16 protein-coding genes are annotated in these 18,040 nt (G+C 59.9%); 14 read left to right on the top strand and 2 right to left on the bottom strand.

All coding sequences use genetic code 11. The features are described 5' to 3' along the window. Positions 1-157: 157 nt before the first annotated feature. The 5 genes from I1969_RS09600 (at position 158) to I1969_RS09580 (ending at position 4,136) form a co-directional block, all read left to right on the top strand. The gene (locus tag I1969_RS09600; RefSeq protein WP_006235414.1) at positions 158-958 is read left to right on the top strand and encodes an SDR family NAD(P)-dependent oxidoreductase; all 801 of its coding nucleotides are present in this window, start codon (positions 158-160) and stop codon (positions 956-958) included. Between the two features lie 343 nt (positions 959-1,301). Continuing rightward, the gene (gene tgt, locus I1969_RS09595; RefSeq protein WP_195234921.1) at positions 1,302-2,441 is read left to right on the top strand and encodes a tRNA guanosine(34) transglycosylase Tgt; all 1,140 of its coding nucleotides are present in this window, start codon (positions 1,302-1,304) and stop codon (positions 2,439-2,441) included. A gap of 212 nt (positions 2,442-2,653) precedes the next feature. Beyond that, the gene (locus I1969_RS09590; RefSeq protein WP_117842618.1) at positions 2,654-3,412 is read left to right on the top strand and encodes an LOG family protein; all 759 of its coding nucleotides are present in this window, start codon (positions 2,654-2,656) and stop codon (positions 3,410-3,412) included. A gap of 113 nt (positions 3,413-3,525) precedes the next feature. After that, positions 3,526-3,825, top strand: coding sequence for a type II toxin-antitoxin system RelB/DinJ family antitoxin (locus I1969_RS09585; RefSeq protein ID WP_195234914.1), 300 nt, complete (start codon positions 3,526-3,528; stop codon positions 3,823-3,825). Between the two features lie 2 nt (positions 3,826-3,827). Continuing rightward, positions 3,828-4,136 carry a type II toxin-antitoxin system RelE/ParE family toxin gene (locus I1969_RS09580; RefSeq protein WP_195234905.1) on the top strand — a complete coding sequence of 103 codons (309 nt, stop codon included), beginning with the start codon at positions 3,828-3,830 and terminating at the stop codon, positions 4,134-4,136. Positions 4,137-4,257: 121 nt separating this feature from the next. On the opposite strand, the gene I1969_RS09575 is transcribed toward I1969_RS09580, so the two are convergent. Next, complete coding sequence (locus tag I1969_RS09575) at positions 4,258-7,185, bottom strand: TOTE conflict system archaeo-eukaryotic primase domain-containing protein (protein ID WP_195234903.1); 2,928 nt, start codon at positions 7,183-7,185, stop codon at positions 4,258-4,260. Between the two features lie 335 nt (positions 7,186-7,520). On the opposite strand from I1969_RS09575, the gene I1969_RS11135 reads away from it, so the two are divergent. Continuing rightward, positions 7,521-7,760 carry a hypothetical protein gene (locus tag I1969_RS11135; RefSeq protein ID WP_199409509.1) on the top strand — a complete coding sequence of 80 codons (240 nt, stop codon included), beginning with the start codon at positions 7,521-7,523 and terminating at the stop codon, positions 7,758-7,760. Positions 7,761-7,927: 167 nt separating this feature from the next. Here the strand turns inward: I1969_RS11135 and I1969_RS09565 are convergent, their stop codons facing one another. Continuing rightward, positions 7,928-8,788, bottom strand: coding sequence for a DegV family protein (locus I1969_RS09565; protein ID WP_138112862.1), 861 nt, complete (start codon positions 8,786-8,788; stop codon positions 7,928-7,930). Between the two features lie 156 nt (positions 8,789-8,944). Here I1969_RS09565 and I1969_RS09560 point away from each other — a divergent pair, with 156 nt between their 5' ends. The 8 genes from I1969_RS09560 to I1969_RS09525 all read left to right on the top strand — a co-directional run bounded on the left by I1969_RS09560 (position 8,945) and on the right by I1969_RS09525 (position 17,947). Next, entirely contained in the window at positions 8,945-9,607 is a 663-nt protein-coding gene (locus tag I1969_RS09560) for an HAD hydrolase-like protein (protein WP_229028384.1), read from the top strand. 54 nt (positions 9,608-9,661) lie between these two features. Further along, positions 9,662-11,098: a M20 family metallopeptidase gene (locus I1969_RS09555; protein ID WP_195234901.1), complete on the top strand. Its 1,437-nt coding sequence runs from the start codon at positions 9,662-9,664 to the stop codon at positions 11,096-11,098. A gap of 389 nt (positions 11,099-11,487) precedes the next feature. Beyond that, positions 11,488-12,426, top strand: a complete 939-nt coding sequence (locus I1969_RS09550) for a phosphate ABC transporter substrate-binding protein (RefSeq protein WP_195234899.1) — start codon at positions 11,488-11,490, stop codon at positions 12,424-12,426. A gap of 24 nt (positions 12,427-12,450) precedes the next feature. Continuing rightward, the gene (gene pstC / locus I1969_RS09545; protein WP_006235426.1) at positions 12,451-13,359 is read left to right on the top strand and encodes a phosphate ABC transporter permease subunit PstC; all 909 of its coding nucleotides are present in this window, start codon (positions 12,451-12,453) and stop codon (positions 13,357-13,359) included. Next, positions 13,352-14,278, top strand: coding sequence for a phosphate ABC transporter permease PstA (gene pstA / locus I1969_RS09540; protein WP_195234897.1), 927 nt, complete (start codon positions 13,352-13,354; stop codon positions 14,276-14,278). The genes pstC and pstA overlap by 8 nt, the downstream gene beginning before the upstream one ends. Then, entirely contained in the window at positions 14,275-15,147 is an 873-nt protein-coding gene (gene pstB / locus I1969_RS09535; RefSeq protein ID WP_229028383.1) for a phosphate ABC transporter ATP-binding protein PstB, read from the top strand. The genes pstA and pstB overlap by 4 nt, the downstream gene beginning before the upstream one ends. A gap of 163 nt (positions 15,148-15,310) precedes the next feature. Then, positions 15,311-17,170, top strand: coding sequence for an ABC-F family ATP-binding cassette domain-containing protein (locus I1969_RS09530; protein WP_195234895.1), 1,860 nt, complete (start codon positions 15,311-15,313; stop codon positions 17,168-17,170). Positions 17,171-17,176: 6 nt separating this feature from the next. Then, positions 17,177-17,947 carry a Cof-type HAD-IIB family hydrolase gene (locus tag I1969_RS09525; protein WP_195234893.1) on the top strand — a complete coding sequence of 257 codons (771 nt, stop codon included), beginning with the start codon at positions 17,177-17,179 and terminating at the stop codon, positions 17,945-17,947. The last annotated feature ends 93 nt before the right edge of the window (positions 17,948-18,040 follow it).

The raw sequence follows: 18,040 nt of genomic DNA, 5'->3' as shown, positions 1-18,040 counted from the left end.
ACTTGACAATCCCTTCGCCGAACGACGTGGTGCCGTTCGCCTACCGCGGTCTTTTATTTTCGCTTGAACACGCTAAAGTTGCATCTCAGCTTTTGGCGCGTGAAGTTGGACACGCGCAGTCGGCGGGCGTGCCCGTCGCGATTTGAAAGGACTTTGTATGGGACTTTTCACTGGTAAGACCGTGATCGTCACCGGCGGCGGCAAGGCCACGCTCAAGGACGGTTCCGCTGGCTCCATCGGCTACGGCATCGATATCGCATTTGCCAAGGAGGGCGCGAACCTCGTCATCACCGGCCGCAACGTTGCCAAGCTCGAGGCCGCCAAGGAGTCTCTCGAGGCCGAGTACGGCGTCAAGGTTCTGCCTGTTCAGGCCGATGTCTCGGCTGGTCAGGACAACGAGGCCGTCGTCCAGAACGTCATCGACAAGGCCATTGAGGAGTTCGGCCGCATCGACGCCGTCGTCAACAATGCTCAGGCCAGCGCCTCGGGCGTGACCATCGCCGATCACACCATGGACCAGTTTAACCTGGCCATTTACTCCGGTCTGTATGCTACCTATCTGTACATGCAGAAGGCCTATCCGCACCTGAAGGAGACCAAGGGCTCCGTGGTCAACTTTGCCTCGGGCGCCGGCCTGTTTGGCAACTATGGCCAGTGCAGCTATGCTGCCGCCAAGGAGGGCATCCGCGGCCTGACCCGCGTTGCCGCCAACGAGTGGGGCAAGGACGGCATCAACGTCAATATCGTTTGCCCGCTTGCTTGGACCGCTGCGCTCGAGAACTTCCAGGATGCCTATCCCGAGGCGTTCAAGGCCAACGTCCACATGCCGCCGGCTGGTCACTACGGCGACGTCGAGAAGGAAATCGGCCGCGTGGTCGTTCAGCTCTGCGGTCCCGACTTTAAGTACATGAACGGCGAGACCGTCACCCTCGAGGGTGGCATGGGCCAGCGTCCTTAGGGGTTACGCGGTTTTTCCAAACCGCGTAACGGCTCGACGCTGCGCGGTCACCAGGGCGACCGCTCGCTGACGTCGCCAGAGCATCGGCGTTGCCTTGGCTGTTGGAGATGATCTCGTAGTCGTTGGGGACGTTCTTAAATGACTAGTCATAAGGGACACTCTTGCCGGCACTTGGGGACAGTCCCTAAGTGCCGGCAGATTGGGACGCTCCTTTGCAAGATGGCGCTGAAGAGTGTCCCCAACAACTAGTCGTTTAATGCATCAGTTTCTGTCGAGTCGGTGCTCTTTGCGGGTTGCCCGTATAATGGTTTGCGTATGAACCGCAACCAAGGAGTTCCAGTTTATGGACCAGAGCCTTTTTAAATTCGACCTGATCGCAGAGGACCCGACGACGCATGCGCGTGCCGGCGTGCTGCACACCCCGCACGGCGACATCGAGACGCCAATCTTTATGCCCGTGGGCACCAAGGCAAACGTCAAGGGCATTCCTACCGAGACCGTTAAACAGCTCGGCGCCCAGATCGTGCTTGCCAACACCTATCACCTGTCCATGCGTCCCGGCGAGGACACCATCGCCGAGCTGGGCGGACTGCACAAGTTTATGAACTGGCATGGCCCCATTCTTACCGACTCGGGCGGCTTCCAGGTGTTCAGCCATAACGACGCCGTCAAGCTCACCGACGAGGGTGTGCGCTTTATCGTCAACGATTACGACGGTCGCCACGTATTCTGGACGCCCGAGGACAACATGGAAATCGCCATGAAGCTCGGCTCCGACATCTGCATGCAGCTCGATCAATGCCCCGGCTATCCCGCCACGCGTGCCTATGTCGAGCGCGCCGTCGAGCTGTCGAGTATGTGGGCCGAGCGCTGCTATAAGGCACACACCCGCGATGATCAGGCACTCTTTGGCATCGTCCAGGGTGGCATGCATCTGGACCTGCGCCTGCGTTCGCTGCGCCATCTGGAAGAGTGCGGCGACTTCCCCGGTTACGGCATCGGTGGCTACTCGGTGGGCGAGGACCACGAGACCATGTTCGAGACCCTGGCGCCGCTCGCGAGTGAGTACATGCCCAAGCACAAGCCGCGCTACCTGATGGGTGTCGGCAATCCGACCACGCTCGTGCGCGGCGTGGGCGTGGGCATCGACATGTTCGACTGTGTGCTGCCGACGCGCACCGGCCGCATGGGTACGGCGTTCTCCAGTGAAGGTCGCCTTAACTTCCGCAACGCGCGTTTTGCGCACGACGACGGCCCCATCGACCCCACCTGCACCTGCCCGGTGTGCACGGGCGGCTACAGCCGCGCGCTCGTTCGCCACATGGTCACGCAGAAGGAGATGCTCGGCGGCATCCTGCTTTCGATGCACAACATCTACTACCTGCTCAACCTTATGCAGCGTGCCCGCCAGGCCATTATCGAGGGCCGCTACGGCGCGTTTGTGAGCGACTGGATGAACAGCCCTGCGGCGGTGGACTACTAAGAGCGGCGCGGGCGCTTGCAGAGCGCGGGCAACGGCAAGGGGCGAGCGGCGGCCGGTCGTCACATTTGCTGACACCGGCCGCACGACCGCTGACCGATAGCTTGCAAGCACTTGATGCATCGTGGGTACCATACCGAATAGTTGATGTTCGGGCGGGTGTTTGGCGCATGGCTTCGACCCCGCCCGTTTTCTTTTTCTCGATAGGAGCACCCATGATTAAGAATGAGAACGTCGAGGGCGAGCCGGCCTACGACGAGACGTATCGGCGTGGCCCCGTGGTCATGCGCGGTCCCATGATTCCTAAGGACAACACCTACGCCAACCTGTTGGCGCCCGAGGAGTCGACCGACTGGTTGCATGCCGATCCGTGGCGCGTGCTGCGCATTCAGGCAGAGTTTGTCGATGGCTTTGGCGCGCTTGCAGAGCTTGGTCCTGCAGTGACCATCTTCGGCAGCGCCCGCACGCCTAAGACCGATCCGCTCTACAAGGCGGCGCGTACCGTCGGGCGCAAGATCGCGCAACGTGGCGTGGCGGTCATCACCGGTGGCGGCCCCGGCATCATGGAAGCGGCCAACAGGGGAGCGGCGAGTGTCAACGGCAAGTCAGTTGGCTTGGGCATTGAATTGCCGCACGAGCAGGGGCTCAACAAATACGTAAACCTCGGTATGGACTTCCGCTACTTCTTTGTGCGCAAGACCATGTTCGTCAAATACAGCTCGGGCGCTATTGTGTTTCCCGGTGGTTTTGGTACGCTCGACGAGATGTTCGAGGTGCTCACGCTGGTGCAAACGCACAAGGTCAAGCGCATGCCGCTTGTGCTGGTAGGCAGCGAGTACTGGCAGGGCCTATTTGACTGGCTTAACGGTCCGGTGATGGACGCCGGTATGATCAGCCCGCTCGATCCGGATCTGGTACACATCACCGACGACCTCAACGAAGCCGTCGACATTGCGCTCAGCGGGTTGATGTAGATCAATCGTGCTCACGCGACATGAATACGCATGGCAATCTGATGTTATCTAACATCAGATTGCCATTTATATTGGGTATACTGGTGTAAAAGACGAGGGCGAGGAGGTCGCAAATGTCTACAGCAACAGTTAAGCCTACGACGGTTCGAATCGAAGAGGGGCTCAAGGAGCAGGCGACTGAGTTCTTGGATTCGGTCGGCCTCAGCCTCAATTCCTATCTCAATCTTGCCGTTCGGCAGCTGGTAAATCAGCGAAAGATTCCTTTTGAGATTGTAGGAAGGGCGGAGGTGCCCAACGAGGCGACGAGGCGTGCCATGGTGGTCGCAGAGGCTCATGAGTTGGGGATTTTGCCGGACGATAGCCTGTCATTCAATAACGCTGATGAGCTTATGTCATTCCTCGATGAGGAATAGCGATGTTCGAGATTAAAGTCGAGGCTCAATTTAAGGTGGACTACAAACGAACGATGCGCATGCATCCGCAGCTAAAAAGTGAGTTTAAAGCGGCGGTTGCGGAGCTTGTGGCTCATGGGTCACTTCCGGCGGAGTATGGCGCCCACGAGCTCTCAAACCCGGGCGGAAACTACAACGGCCACATCGATTTCCACCTATCCGATGGCTTGGTCGATGTGGTCGTTCTTTATCTTCCCCATAAGACTAACCCAGTGATTAGGCTGGTGAGAATGGGCTCGCATGAGGAACTGTTTCAGGGTCCGCTGGGCTGATCGCCGATTTCCAAGTTGCGGTGGAATAGGGACTGATTTGCGGTCGATTGGCCAAAAACAGTCCCTATTTCACCGCAACTGATGTGGGCGCCCCGTTCGCTGCTGCGGCCCCCGGTTCTCCTCATTGCTGGATTTCGCTCAAAAACTCAGCGGCGACTTCGTTGCTTTTGAAACGGATGCTGCGGTCTTCTTTCTTGGGGAATGCCAGCAGCGGGATAGTCCCGTACCAGACAGTTTCCTCGTCAATCACGGCCGCGCACAACCGCCCTTTGGCCTTGACGGAATAGTCGACGTTCATCTCGGCAAAAATCGCTTTCGCGTCATCGCGCGGAGGTGAGGCAACATAAACCTCAAGGGTAATCCCACGGGCGGCTGCGCCTGCGAGTGTGGTGGTGAGTTTCGTGAGGCATGCGGCGGATGCGTAGGATGCGGCTATGAAGGCACTCTTTGTGGCACCGGTGATGTCTTTAATTAATGCCTCAATAGCGTTTGCCGGCTCTATGAGAATGTTGTAATCGGGTTGCTCGCTGTCCTCTGCTGAATAAATTTCGTACCCCAACTTGGCGTACGTCTTGAGTCTTTTCTGGTACATGCGGGCGAGCATGGGTATCGACAGGTCAATGTAGTCGAATATCTCAACCTGTTGCTTGCCCTCGTGGCTTCTATGCAGTCTGCCCACCTGCTGCGTTACGCTGCCGTCCCAAGATATCGGCGTGGCAATGAAAAGGGTGTCAAGGTAGGACAGATCGAAGCCCTCGCTCAGAAGGCTTTCGGTGGCGACGATGATTCGATGTTCATGCTCAAAGCCGGGAAGACTGTTCAGTATCGCTTTTCTTTCTTTGGCGCCGATTTCTCCGGTTAAGAGTATGGGCTCGTGTCTGCGATCATTAAGCAACCTGAACAGTTCCTCAGCATGCTTTTTCCTTTTGGATAGTATGAGCGGATGTCGACCGTTTGACGCTGCTTCGAGGGCGTCATCGACAATCAATTCGTTTCTTGCCGCATGTGCACACAGCATATCGAGAATCTGATTGAAGCTTGCATCCGGCTCGTAGGCGGATAGCCGAATGCCGGTAAATCTCGGTCGAACGATGCGCTGGATGCCCTGCTGAATTGCCTGCGTTTTTGGATCGATGACATAGCGAAGCGGGCCGCAGAGCATCGAGAGCGCCCGCGTGAGTCCGTCGGAGCGCTCGGGTGTCGCGGAGAGGCCATATATATATTTGGCTGGAGCGGACTTGAGGACGAGCTCGAGCTGTGGCGCGGCAGCATGGTGGCATTCGTCGCAGATAATGAGGCCGTAATTACGAACAAGGTTCTTAACTATCGGCTCCCCGGTTTGGGAGTCTTTGCCAGATAGCGACTGAAAGGAAGCGACGTCGATAAGGCCGCTGACGGCGGTTTTGCCCCCTCCGATTTGTCCAATAAGGGGAGGTTGCTTTTTGCTGATTCGTCCTTTTGGCGTTCGGACCGGCTCTCTGGTGTCCGTAATGTCGAGAAATCGTTCGAGCTGCGATTTCCATTGGGCTATGAGCGCGGTCTTTGGAACAATGACGAGCGCCGGAAGACCAACGGCGGCAATAAGATAAGCTCCGATGACGGTTTTACCGAAGCCCGTTGGCGCAGACATGATTCCGTCTTCGTATTCAAGCATCTGGTCGGCGGCAATTTGCTGTTCGGGATGAAGGGTCCCTTTGAATGCCATCTCAATTGGATTGCCTGTGCTACGTTCGTCTGAATAATGGGCAGTAACGTGGGCTTCTTGAATCAGCTGCTCAAGTTGGGCTTTGCAGCCTCTGGGAATCGCGACGCGGCCATCTCTAAGTTCGCTGAGGTCTATGAGTCGCGGTTTGCCGAATACTGATTGATGCATAGATTGCGCACGGAAGAACTCCGGGTTGGCAAATGTCGCAAGCCTGCGGATTTCCATTTGAGCTGCCGGGCTCAGAGACTTTTCGGGGATGTAGAGCATATCGGCTTGTGTGACGAGCAGGTTCGAGGGGAAGTCTCGTGGCGTGAGCGGGAGCCGCTTTCGTGGCTTTTGGACATTGCGCCTGGTTTTGTTTGTCGCTGCAGCTGTTGCTATTCCAAGCGGTTTGTTTTTGGTGTCCTCGATCAGACGATCCACCGTCGCACGCGAGATTAGTTGGATTTGCGAAAGGTAAAGCCATTGGTCGGGAAAGGGCTCGAATCGTTCGTCAACAAATACGCTGTTTCCTTCCCGCTGCGCTTTTCCCTGAAAGGGCAGCGCAATGAGATTTCCAAAGCCGCCTTCAGGAATGGTGGACTGCGCGGGTATCATTCGGTCAAAGGCTTCGAAGGTGATTGTCTTGTTGAGTGCCGCTGCTTCGGCGATAAGGCAGCTACCGAAATCTCGTGCTGTCTTTGCGTTTATAGGTTCTAGGAAGAAAAACCAGATATGCGCGCCGTTGCCTGACCTTGATCGCTCGACCGCAGCGTTAATTCCATGGTTTTTTACGACAAGCCTGATAGCGTTTGTCGCTTCTTTCCAATCGGCTTTGTCAAAATCAATGACAAGGACATTTGTGTTGCAGTCTTTGTCGAGAACATATTGACCTATGACGTCCCGGAGCCTGTCGTCGCTGCCTTTGAAATGGGCGATAATGGCGGCATCGTTCAGCTCAAGGAATGTGCGGCTGCGACATTCAGCGCATTTAATTCTGTGATGGTTTGCTTTGGGGCAAATGCCTGGCTTCCACTCATTTGCGCAGGCGGGTGTATAGCCGATGCCCCCGTCTTTTCTGCGATACCCGTGAGCGTGCACATCTTTGCGGCCGGTAAAAAGATTGCGAAAGAGCTCGAGTTTGTCGCGCGCTGGGCTCGCGCTGGTAACGATGCCCTCGGTCTGTGCACGTTCGCCGAAAGATTTGCCGGCTTTGTCCCATTCTTCGAGTGTTGCGTAACGGATGTCTGGACCGTTGCTACAGATTACGATCTGCTTACGCGGATCTGAAGCGTGGACAACCGTTTTATTGAGTTTGAATAAGGCGTTCCCGAAAAGGGCGTATTGATGCACGGCGTTGCTCATTTGAATGCCATTCTTGTCAGCGTTCATTGGGATGAGGGTACGTCATTTCAGCTTTATGAGATATGCGACTTCGATTTTGGTTCGGTAATAGTGGGGTACCGATCCGTGAGTGGCAATTAGCCGGTGCCAAAACGTGCGGCGGCTGTTGTTAAAGGTGTTTTGGCGGCTATGGGGCGTGTTGGCGGCGTGGGGAGGGGTCCTCGAATGACTCCGTGGTCAAATAACGTCAAATATGAGTACTGTTGTTAATGTAGTCTCATAACATTTGGTAAGAATAGAATACCAATTCCACATTATTCTATATATCTAACCCACTAAACACGGAATTTTGAGCCTTGGCAAGACGTGGAATTGATCGAAATGATCAATTCCGGCGAGATTTTGCTGCTACTAATTTGGTGGCGGTACTCATATTTGCCATTTTTTGTCCAGTGGGTACCGCGAGGGGCCTGTTCGACTGGCTCAACGGCCCGGTGATGGATGCCGGCATGATCAGCCCACTCGATCCAGACCTTGTCCACATCACCGACGACCTCAACGAAGCCGTCGACATCGCCCTGAGCGGGCTGATGTAGGGTAGGTAAAATGGGACGGGGCTAAAAGACTGGTCTGAAACGTTTGATACCAGTCTTTTTAGCCCCGTCCCAAATGAACTGCTTCTAAGTTGCGGTGGAATAGGGATTGATTGGCGGCTAATAAGCCAAAAACAGTCCCTATTCCACCGCAACTGATGTGGGCGTCCCTAGTGAGTTGGCTGGTAGCGGGGGCAGTAGCTGATGGCGATGGCGTCGACGCCTACGTGGGTGGCGATGGTGCAGCCGATGGGGCCGGTGCCGGCGTCTACGTAATCCTGACCCGCGAGTGCCTCGTTGACAAGCTCCTGCTCCTCGGCGGCGCCGGTCGTGAGCACGCGCACGCTGGAGCCCGGATACTCGGCCAAAAATGCGAGGCAATCGGCCATGGTGTTGGTAACGATGCGCTTGGCACCGCGGCCCTTTTTTATGGCCTTGATCTCGCCCGATTTCCACTCCGGCGAAACGGCCAGGCGAATGTTGAGCATTTGCGTGAGCTGGCCGGCGAGCTTGGGCGCGCGGCCGTTCTTAACGAGATTCTCGAGCGTGCGGGGAATCAGCAGCAGGTGGGCGTCGGGCAGCGTCGCGCGGATCTGCGCCTCGGTCTCGTCCAGGCTGCGGCCGTCCTCGCGCATGGCCAGCGCGTACTCTACCAGCAGGCCCTCGGCGCCCGAGCCGGTGCGCGAGTCGATGCAGCGCACGTCGAGCTCGTGCGTCTCGGCCGTCAGGCTGGCGTTGGCGTAGCAGGCGGACCACTCGCTGCACAGCGAGATAAAGATGGCGCTATCGTGGCCGTCGGCGCGCACGCGGTCAAAGAGTTCCTTGAACTCGCCGGCACTCGGCTGCGAGGTGTGCGGCAGCTGCTCGGAGCCGGCCATGCGGGCGACGTACTCTTGGGCGGTAATCTGCACCTGGTCGAGCAGGTCCTCGCCCTCGATAATCACATGCAGCGGAATCACGTAAATGCCGAGCTCTTGGGCGCGGGCGGGGGAGATGTCCGACGTGGAGTCGGTTATGATGGCAAAAGACATAATTGCACCTTTCGTTGGGGCGCGACGGCGCCGCCTTCTGAGAGCAAAGTGCGACAAGTATAGTGGAGTCGTTCCACATTTCTAGGTTCAATTGTTGAATAGTCAACAGTTTGAAGTGTCGGTGTGGAAATCGTCAACTGGGGAAGAGGGATGCCGATGGAGGCGCTGGAGATATGCAAACGGCCGGTCGTGCTGTTTGATTTTGATGGCACGGTGGCCGATACGGGTCGGGCGGTGATGACCTCGACGCGCAAGACGCTGGCTGCACGCGGGTTTTCGGAGGCGCAGATGGGTGACCTGCGTCGCATGATCGGGCCGCCCCTGTGGAAGAGTTTTCACGACTTTTATGGCTTCTCCCGCGAGGAGTCGCTTGTGGTGGCCGACGAGTACCGCGCCTTTTTTGACGAGCTGGGACCGGAGGAGTATCCCGTGTTTGACGGGATCCCCGAGCTGCTGGATGGGTTGGTCGCCCAGGGCAAGCGCTTGGCCGTGGCGACGTCGCGCATGGAGGCAAAGTGCGTTGACATGGTGGGAGAGCTGGGACTTTCTCAGTTTGAGGCGGTGGTTGGCATGAATCCGCCGCAGGGGCGCGAGACCAAGGCCGATTCGGTCCGCGACGCGTTGGCGGCCTTGGGTGCGGCCGCGGGCGATGCCGTGATGATCGGCGATCGCTTTAACGACGTCGAGGGCGCGCACGCGATGAGCGTGCCGTGCATTGGTATCTATTCGGGCGCGGCGGCGCCGGGCGAGCACGAGGCGGCGGGTGCCGATGCAGTGGTGCACTCGGTGGCCGAGCTTGCTAAACTTTTCGCTATATAGGTATTTGATGTGAGGGGCGGGCACGCTCGCCGCTCATTGGTAAGGAGGTCGTCCATGAATCAGGTGGAGCAGAGCGTTGCCGAGTATGTCGACGAGGTCTGGGAGGATGTCGTCGCCGATATCGAGCAGCTGGTGAGTTATCCGTCCGTGGCAGTTTCTGCCGATGCGGAGCCCGGCGCGCCGTTTGGCCGCCCGGTCCGTGACGCGCTCGATTGCGCGCTCGGCATCGCGCAGAAGCTCGGCTATCAGACGAGCGACGACGAGGGCTATGTGGGAATCGCCGATATCCCGGGCCGCGGCGACAAACAGCTCGCGACTATCTGCCACGTGGACGTGGTTCCCGCCGGCCCTGGCTGGAACACCGACCCGTTCACCATGGAGCGCCGCGAGGGCTGGCTGCTCGGTCGCGGCGTGATTGACGACAAGGGCCCGGCGGTATTGTCACTCTACGCCGGCGCCTACTTGCTCAAGCACGGCATTGTTCCGCGCTACACCTTCCGCGCGCTGCTGGGCTGCGATGAGGAAGTGGGCATGTCCGACGTTCACCATTATCTGGAGAACAACGCAGACCCCGACTTTTTGTTTACGCCCGATGCCGAGTTCCCGGTCTGCAATGCCGAGAAGGGCCAGTTTGGGGCGACGTTTGTGAGCCCCAAGATCGACGGCGGGCGCATTGTGTCCTGGAGCGGTGCCGAGGCGAGCAACGCCATTCCGTCGCAGTCCATCTGCGAGCTCGCGATTGCCGCCGATGAGCTGCCGGCGCCCGTTGAGAACGCCGACCGCCTGGAGATCACGGCGCTTGATAACGGGCATGCGCAGATTTTCGCCCACGGTATTGGCGGCCACGCTTCGATGCCTGAGGGCACCATCAACGCCGTCGGCCTGATCGTGGCGTATCTGCGCGAGGCCGAGGACGCGTTTGGTGCACGCGACGAGCGTCTGCTGACGCCTGCCGAGCACGAGTTCGTCAAGTTCCTGGCCTTTGTGCATGCGGATGCCTATGGCCGCGGCCTAGGTATCGATGCGACGAGTCCGGCGTTTGGCCCGCTTACCTGCAACGCTGGCGTCATCCGTGTGGCGGATGGCCATATTGAGCAGGTCATCGACGTGCGCTTCCCCGACAGTACGAGTGCCGATACCATCCGCGAGCAGCTCGACCCGCTCGTGGGCCGTTTTGGCGTGACGTGTCAGCTGGGTCGCGCTAAGGTGCCGTTCTCGGTGTCTGCCGACGATCCGGCCGTGAAGGCGCTTATTGATACCTATAACGAGTTTACGGGCAAGCATGCTGAGCCCTTTGCTATGGGCGGCGGCACGTACGCGCGCAACTTTGCCCGCGCCGTCTCGTTTGGCCCCGAGGAGACCGGCCTGGAGCTGCCCGAGTGGGGCGGCCAGATGCACGGTCCCAACGAGTGCGCCAACGAGGACCAGCTCAAGCAGGCGCTCAAGATTTATATCGTGGCGATCCTGCGCCTCAACGAACTTGAACTGTAGGGCTTCCCCAGGCACCCGACCTTGCCCCTCAAACCGTCGCTTGCGTACCAAAATACGCGGCGCTCCTCTTTCGGGGTAATCTCGGGCACCTGGGAAACCCCTATATCCTGCTTGGATACAAACTTGCATTACGAGCCCGGTGCTTTTGCCCGGGCTTTTTCTGTTGCGGTGGGGTAGTCATTGGGGACGTTCCTTTGGTGTAAAAGGTGCGCCATGTTCGGCGCTGGATTGTTATCCGTTTGTAAAGGCTGGGCAGAGCTTGCGGTAAGGGTCTATCAATAGCCCGTAAGAAACCGCAGATAAGGCGGTCGTCGCCCGATCGGGGTCGTATCTTTCCAAACAGCAAAGCGGGCGGGGTGCCCGCGAGTCGCATGTATGAAAGGAAGATCATGCTCGATCAGGCTTATTCTCGTCGTCAGTTCCTCGGCCTCGCTGGTGGTCTTGCCAGCATCGTCGGTCTCGGTCTCGTTGGGTGCGGCGGCTCCGGCGCATCCGATGCCGCCGACAAGGGTAGCGTCGCTGCTGCCGAGTCCGTCTCCGGCGAGGTGACCTACGACGGTGCCTCTTCGTTCCAGGCTCTCGTCGAGGCCGCTGCCGAGAAGTTCATGGACGCCAACCCCGATGTCTCCGTCTCCGGCTCGGGTAACGGTTCGGGCAAGGGCCTGACCGCTGTCGCCGCCGGCACCGTCACCATCGGTAACTCCGACGTCTTCGCCGAGACCAAGCTCGAGGCCGACCAGGTCAAGAACCTCGTCGACCACGAGGTCGCCGTCGTGGGCATGGGCCCCGTCGTTTCCAAGAACGTGACGGTCGACGATCTGTCCCTCGAGCAGCTCAAGGGCATCTTCTCTGGCCAGATCACCAACTGGAAGGAGGTCGGCGGCGACGACGCTACTATCGTCGTTCTCAACCGCAAGGCCGGCTCCGGTACCCGCGCCACCTTCGAGGCTGCCGTCTTTGGCGACGAGGCTGTCGACTTTAAGGGCGACGCCGAGCTCGACAAGTCCGGCGACGTTCAGACTCAGATGGGCAGCACCGACAATGCCATCTCCTACCTCGACTTCTCGCACTTCGATGACTCCAAGTTCAACGCCATCAAGGTCGAGGGCGTGGAGCCCAAGAGCGCAAACGTCACCGACGACTCCTTCAAGATCTGGGCTACCGAGCACATGTACTGCTCCAAGGACGCCGACGAGGCCACCAAGGCCTTCCTAGAGTTCATGCTTTCCGACGACGTCCAGGGCAAGCTCGTCGAGGAGCAGGGCTTCATCCCCGTCTCTGCCATGAAGGTCGTCAAGGACGCCAGCGGCAAGGTCTCTGCTAAATAAGTAATCGCCCCGGAAAGGTTTGCAATGGCAAAACAGCTGCCAAAGCGCGACCTTGAGAACGTGGGCCTGGGCGTCACGGGCGCGTGCGTAGCGCTCGTGACGCTTGTCGTTGCCGCGCTCATCTTTATGGTCGCCCAAAAGGGCCTCTCGGCTTTTGTCAAGGACGGCGTCTCGGTCGTCGAGTTTTTCACCGGCACCAAGTGGGACCTGGCCAACACAGCCGAAAACGGCCTGCCCTATACCGGCGCCCTGCCCCTGATCGTCACCTCGTTTGCGGTCATGGTACTCTCCACGCTTATCGCGCTGCCCATCGCCATCGGCTCTGCCATCTTTGCGGTCGAGATTAGCCCTAAGTTTGGCTCTAAGATCTTTCAGCCGCTCATTGAGCTTTTGACCGGCATCCCCTCGGTCGTCTTTGGCCTGATCGGTTTTCACGTGGTCGTCGGTCTTATGAAGAGCGTTTTCCACGTGAGCACGGGCCTGGGCATCTTGCCCGGCGCCATCGTGCTGGCGGTCATGATTCTGCCGACGATGACCACGCTTTCGGTCGATGGCCTGCGCGCCGTGCCCGACGGCTACCGACAGGGCTCGCTCGCGCTGGGCTACACCCGCTGGCAGACCATCTGGCACGTGGTGCTCAAGTCCGCCATGCCGTCGCTCATGACCGCGGTTATCTTGGGCATGACCCGCGCCTTTGGCGAGACGCTCGCCGTGCGCATGGTCATCGGCGGCATCGAGGCCATGCCGACGTCGCTGCTGTCGCCGGCTTCGACCATCACCACCACGCTCACCACGTCCATGGCGGTCTACGCCGAGGGCTCGGCCCAGGACGACGTCCTGTGGGCACTCGGTCTGCTGCTGATGGGCATGAGCCTCATCTTCATCCTGATCATCCATCTCATTGGCCGCAAGGGGGCGAAGGCTCGTGGCTAGCACGCGCATCCACATCGACGAGGCGAGGCTCGGGCGTGTCCAAAAGCAGGATCGCATCGCCACGGGCGTGCTGACGGCGATCGTCGCCATCGTCATGCTCATCGTCATCTCCATGGTGGCCTATATCCTGTTCGAGGGCATCTCGACGCTGTTCCAGCCGGGCTTTCTCACAGAGCCGTCGCGCGCCAACGGAACGCAGGGCGGCGTGCTCTACCAGCTGTTCGACTCGTTCTACCTGCTGCTGATCACTCTGATCATCTCGGTGCCCATCAGCCTAGGCGGAGCGGTCTTCCTGGTTGAGTACGCGCCGAACGGCCCTATCCGCGACATCGCCTCTACCGCCATCGAGACGCTGTCCTCGCTGCCTTCCATCGTCGTCGGCATGTTTGGCTTCCTGGTGTTCTCGGTGCAGCTGGGCTGGAAGTACTCCATCATCTCCGGCGCCGTCACGCTCACCATGTTCAATATCCCCATTCTGGTGCGCGTGATTCAGCAGGCGCTCGAGGACGTGCCACAGGCCCAGCGCGATGCATGCCTGGCCATGGGCCTTACCCGCTGGGAGGCCACGCTGCACATCCTGATTCCCGAGGCCATGCCCGCCATCGTGACCGGCATCGTGCTTTCGGCCGGCCGCGTCTTTGGCGAGGCCGCGGCGCTGCTCTTTACCTCGGGCATGAGCTCGCCGGTGCGTCTGAACTTCTTGAGCTTTAACCTGTCGAGCCCCACCTGCGCCTGGAACGTGTTCCGCCCCGGTGAGTCGCTCGCCGTGCACATCTACAAGATCTATGGCGAGGGCAGCCCCGAGGCCCAGCAGATCGTTTGGGGCACCGCGGCGCTGCTGATGATTTGCGTGCTGCTGTTTAACGTAGTCGCCCGTATCGTGGGCAAACAACTGGCAAGGAAGATGACGGCCGAATGAGCGAGATAAATGCAACGCCCGCAACTGAGGCGGCATCGTCCGAGACCCAGGACTTTTTGTCGAGCGTGGGGGAGAGCGAGAAGCGCGTGCGCGCGAGCGGCAAGGCCGTGAGCGACGAGGTCGTGCTCTCCACCAAGGACGTCAACGTGTACTATGGCGACCACCATGCGCTGCACAATACGTCGCTTGATTTTCACAAGGGCGAGATCACGGCGCTCATCGGGCCTTCGGGCTGCGGTAAGTCGACCTTTTTGCGCAGCCTCAACCTGATGAATCGCGAGATTCACGGTTGCCGCGTGGAGGGTGAGATCAACTACCGCGGGCGCAACGTGAACACCAAGACCGAGAACACCTACGAGCTGCGTAGGTCCATTGGCATGGTGTTCCAGCAGCCCAACCCCTTCCGCAAGTCCATTCGCGACAACATCACGTTTGCGCCTAAGCGCCACGGCATCACCGACCGCGACGAGCTCGACCGCATGGTCGAGGAGAGTCTGCGCGGCGCGGCGCTGTGGGACGAGGTCAAGGACAAGCTCGACAAGAGTGCCTACGCGCTTTCGGGCGGCCAGCAGCAGCGTCTGTGCATCGCGCGCACGCTGGCGCTCAACCCCGACGTGATTCTGTTCGACGAACCCTGCTCGGCGCTCGACCCCATCTCGACGCTGGCGATCGAGGACCTTATGTCGTCGATCGTTGCCGAGCGCGCCATTGTCATCGTGACGCACAACATGGAGCAGGCGTCGCGCGTGTCCAACCGCACGGCGTTCTTCTACATGGGCGATATGGTCGAGTACGACGAGACCGACGAGATATTCCAACGGCCCAAGGACAAGCGGCTGAACGATTACCTCACCGGCATGTTCTCCTAGTCCGGGACATGCTTGAGGCCCGTGGCGGCTATGGTTGCCGCGGGACTGATTGGAGAGGCGGGTCATCTCTTGCGGGAGATGGCCCGCCTTTTTGTGTCGTGTGCGGCCTGCCTTTTCGCTGCTATCATGGACAACGTTGAATTTCTACGAAGGAGCAGGGCATATGGCGATTCTTTTGGGATGCGATTCCGTCAGCCTAGAGTTTCCCACCAAGCATATTTTCGATAGCGTGACGCTCGGCGTGGGCGAGGGCGACCGCATTGGTATTGTCGGTAAAAACGGCGACGGCAAGTCGACGCTGCTGAGCGTGCTCGCCGGCACGCTGGAGCCCGACGACGGCCGCGTGACACATCGCCGCGGCACCACGATCGGTCTGCTCGGCCAAAAGGACAACCTGGCCGATACCGACACCGTGCATCATGCCGTCGTGGGCGACACGCCCGAGTACGAGTGGGCCTCGAGTCCGCGTACGCGCCAGATCCTCGCCGGTCTCATTAGCGATGTTCCCTGGGAGGGCACGGTGGGCGAGCTTTCGGGCGGCCAACGCCGTCGCGTGGACCTCGCGCGCCTGCTGATCGGCGACTACGACGTGCTCATGCTCGACGAGCCCACCAACCACCTGGACATGCGCACCATCAACTGGCTCGCGCGTCACTTAAAGGCCCGCTGGCAGCGCGGTCAGGGCGCCATGCTCGTGGTCACGCACGATCGCTGGTTCTTGGACGAGGTCTGCACTAGCATGTGGGAGGTCCACGACGGCCAGGTCGACCCCTTCGAGGGCGGCTACTCGGCATATATCCTTCAGCGCGTAGAGCGCGACCGCATGGCCGCCGTCACCGAGGAGCGCCGCCGCAACATGGCGCGCAAGGAGCTCGCGTGGCTGAGCCGCGGTGCCCAGGCTCGTTCCACCAAGCCCAAGTTTCGCGTTGAGGCTGCTCGCGAGCTGATCGCCGACGTGCCGCCCGTGCGCGACGAGCTGGAGCTCAAGCGCCTCGCCGTGAGCCGCCTAGGCAAGCAGGTCATCGACGTGATCGACGTTGATGCCGGCTATGCGGATACCGACGGCGCGCCCAAGCAGGTGCTCTCCGACGTGACCTGGCTTATCGGCGCGGGCGACCGCTATGGTCTTTTGGGCGAGAACGGCGCCGGCAAGTCGACCTTGCTCGACGTGATCCAGGGCAAGATTGAGCCCACGCGCGGCCGCGTGAAGATTGGCCAGACAGTGCGCTTTGGTGTGCTGTCGCAGCAGCTCGAGGAGCTCGAACCCTACATGGGTGACACGATTCGCGAGGTGCTCGGCAACTATAAGAAGTATTACGTCATCGACGGCAAGGAGACCTCGCCCGAGAAGCTTTGCGAGCGCCTGGGCTTTACGACGCAGCAGCTCTGGAGCCGCATCGGCGATCTTTCGGGCGGCCAGCGCCGTCGCCTGTCGCTGCTGCTGACGATTCTGGACGAGCCCAACGTGCTCATCCTGGACGAGCCAGGCAACGACCTCGATACCGACATGCTGGCGATTGTCGAGGACCTGCTCGATGGCTGGCCGGGCACGCTGATCCTGGTGACGCACGACCGTTTCCTCATGGAGCGCGTGACCGACCAACAGTGGGCACTGCTTGACGGCCACCTGACGCATATGCCCGGCGGCGTGGACCAGTACCTGCGCCTGTGCAACGCCACCGCCGAGGGCGAGCCCGTGGGCGCGCCGAGTGCCAAGACCGGCACGTTCGACACCGGTGCCGCAGCGGTTGCGGCCGAAAAGCCTAAGACGAGCGGGCAGCCCAATGGCCTTTCCAACGCCGAACGCCAGAAGCTCCGCCGCGAGGTGAGCTCGCTCGAGCGCAAGATGGAGACGCAGCGCGCTCGCGTGGAGGAGGCCGAGGCCGCCATGGCCCAGGTCGATCCCACCAACTACACGGCGCTCGGCGAGCAGCAGGCAAAGATCGACGAGGCCCACGCCGCCATGGACGAGCTTGAGATGGCGTGGCTCGAGGCGAGCGAAAAGCTCGAGGGCGAGGAGTAGGCGAGGATGATCAAGGCCGCGTTTTTCGATATCGACGGCACACTGCTGAGCTTTAAGACGCACCGGATTCCGGCGTCGGCGCAGCAGGTGCTCGACAGCTTTCGCGAGCAGGGGATTGCGTGCGTGATCGCCACGGGTCGCCCGACCTACCAGATGCCCGATTGGCTGCTCGACTTGGGCTGGGATGCGTACATTACGCTTTCGGGCCAGCACTGCTTTGATGCTGAGGGCGTTTACCGTAGCTGCCCGATCGATCCGGACGACGTTGCGGTGATCGTGGACCAGGTGGCGCAGGGGCGCTACGATTCGCTGTGCATGCAGGGCGAGAACTCGTTTGTGAACCGCCTGTCCGAGCGCGTGGTGACGGCTGGCAGCAACGCGGGAATCGTCTACCACGAGGAGCCGTTTGAGCACGCCTTTGACGCGCCGGTCTACCAGTTTTGCGCCTTTGTGGACCCGGCCGACGAGCATATCGTGACCGATGCGGTGTCGCATTCGCTCACCACGCGCTGGTGTGACCTGTTCTGCGATATTATTCCCGCTAACGGCGGCAAGGACCTGGGTGTCGCGGCGACGCTGGAGCGGCTGGATATCGACGCGAGCGAGGCGATCGCTTTTGGCGACGGCGAGAACGACCTGTCGATGTTCTCGGCCGTGGGCACGAGCGTGGCCATGGGCAACGCGCAGGATACCGTGAAGGCCGCAGCGACCTACGTAACGACCGCCGTAGACGACGACGGCATCTACAACGCCGCCAAGCACTTTGGCCTGCTATAGCTGCGGATTCGGCATCTGGGGACGTTCCTTTTAATATGAGCAGGACATTGTCAAGAGGCAAAATCGGGCCTGGCCCCAACGATATGGGGTCAG

The organism is Collinsella aerofaciens, from assembly GCF_015548375.1.
Lineage (GTDB): Bacteria > Actinomycetota > Coriobacteriia > Coriobacteriales > Coriobacteriaceae > Collinsella > Collinsella aerofaciens_AB.
The sequence above is the reverse complement of the archived record's forward strand: the minus strand, read 5'-3'. Positions and strand labels throughout refer to the sequence as shown.

Coding starts and splice junctions, on each gene's coding strand:
- pstC (WP_006235426.1), top strand. CDS start 12,451: ATGGCAAAACAGCTGCCAAAGCGCGACCTTGAGAACGTGGGCCTGGGC.
- I1969_RS09585 (WP_195234914.1), top strand. CDS start 3,526: ATGTCTACAGCAACAGTTAAGCCTACGACGGTTCGAATCGAAGAGGGG.
- I1969_RS09580 (WP_195234905.1), top strand. CDS start 3,828: ATGTTCGAGATTAAAGTCGAGGCTCAATTTAAGGTGGACTACAAACGA.
- I1969_RS09565 (WP_138112862.1), bottom strand. CDS start 8,788: ATGTCTTTTGCCATCATAACCGACTCCACGTCGGACATCTCCCCCGCC.
- tgt (WP_195234921.1), top strand. CDS start 1,302: ATGGACCAGAGCCTTTTTAAATTCGACCTGATCGCAGAGGACCCGACG.
- I1969_RS09525 (WP_195234893.1), top strand. CDS start 17,177: ATGATCAAGGCCGCGTTTTTCGATATCGACGGCACACTGCTGAGCTTT.
- pstB (WP_229028383.1), top strand. CDS start 14,275: ATGAGCGAGATAAATGCAACGCCCGCAACTGAGGCGGCATCGTCCGAG.
- I1969_RS09575 (WP_195234903.1), bottom strand. CDS start 7,185: ATGAGCAACGCCGTGCATCAATACGCCCTTTTCGGGAACGCCTTATTC.
- I1969_RS09555 (WP_195234901.1), top strand. CDS start 9,662: ATGAATCAGGTGGAGCAGAGCGTTGCCGAGTATGTCGACGAGGTCTGG.
- I1969_RS09590 (WP_117842618.1), top strand. CDS start 2,654: ATGATTAAGAATGAGAACGTCGAGGGCGAGCCGGCCTACGACGAGACG.
- I1969_RS09600 (WP_006235414.1), top strand. CDS start 158: ATGGGACTTTTCACTGGTAAGACCGTGATCGTCACCGGCGGCGGCAAG.
- I1969_RS09560 (WP_229028384.1), top strand. CDS start 8,945: ATGGAGGCGCTGGAGATATGCAAACGGCCGGTCGTGCTGTTTGATTTT.
- I1969_RS09550 (WP_195234899.1), top strand. CDS start 11,488: ATGCTCGATCAGGCTTATTCTCGTCGTCAGTTCCTCGGCCTCGCTGGT.
- I1969_RS09530 (WP_195234895.1), top strand. CDS start 15,311: ATGGCGATTCTTTTGGGATGCGATTCCGTCAGCCTAGAGTTTCCCACC.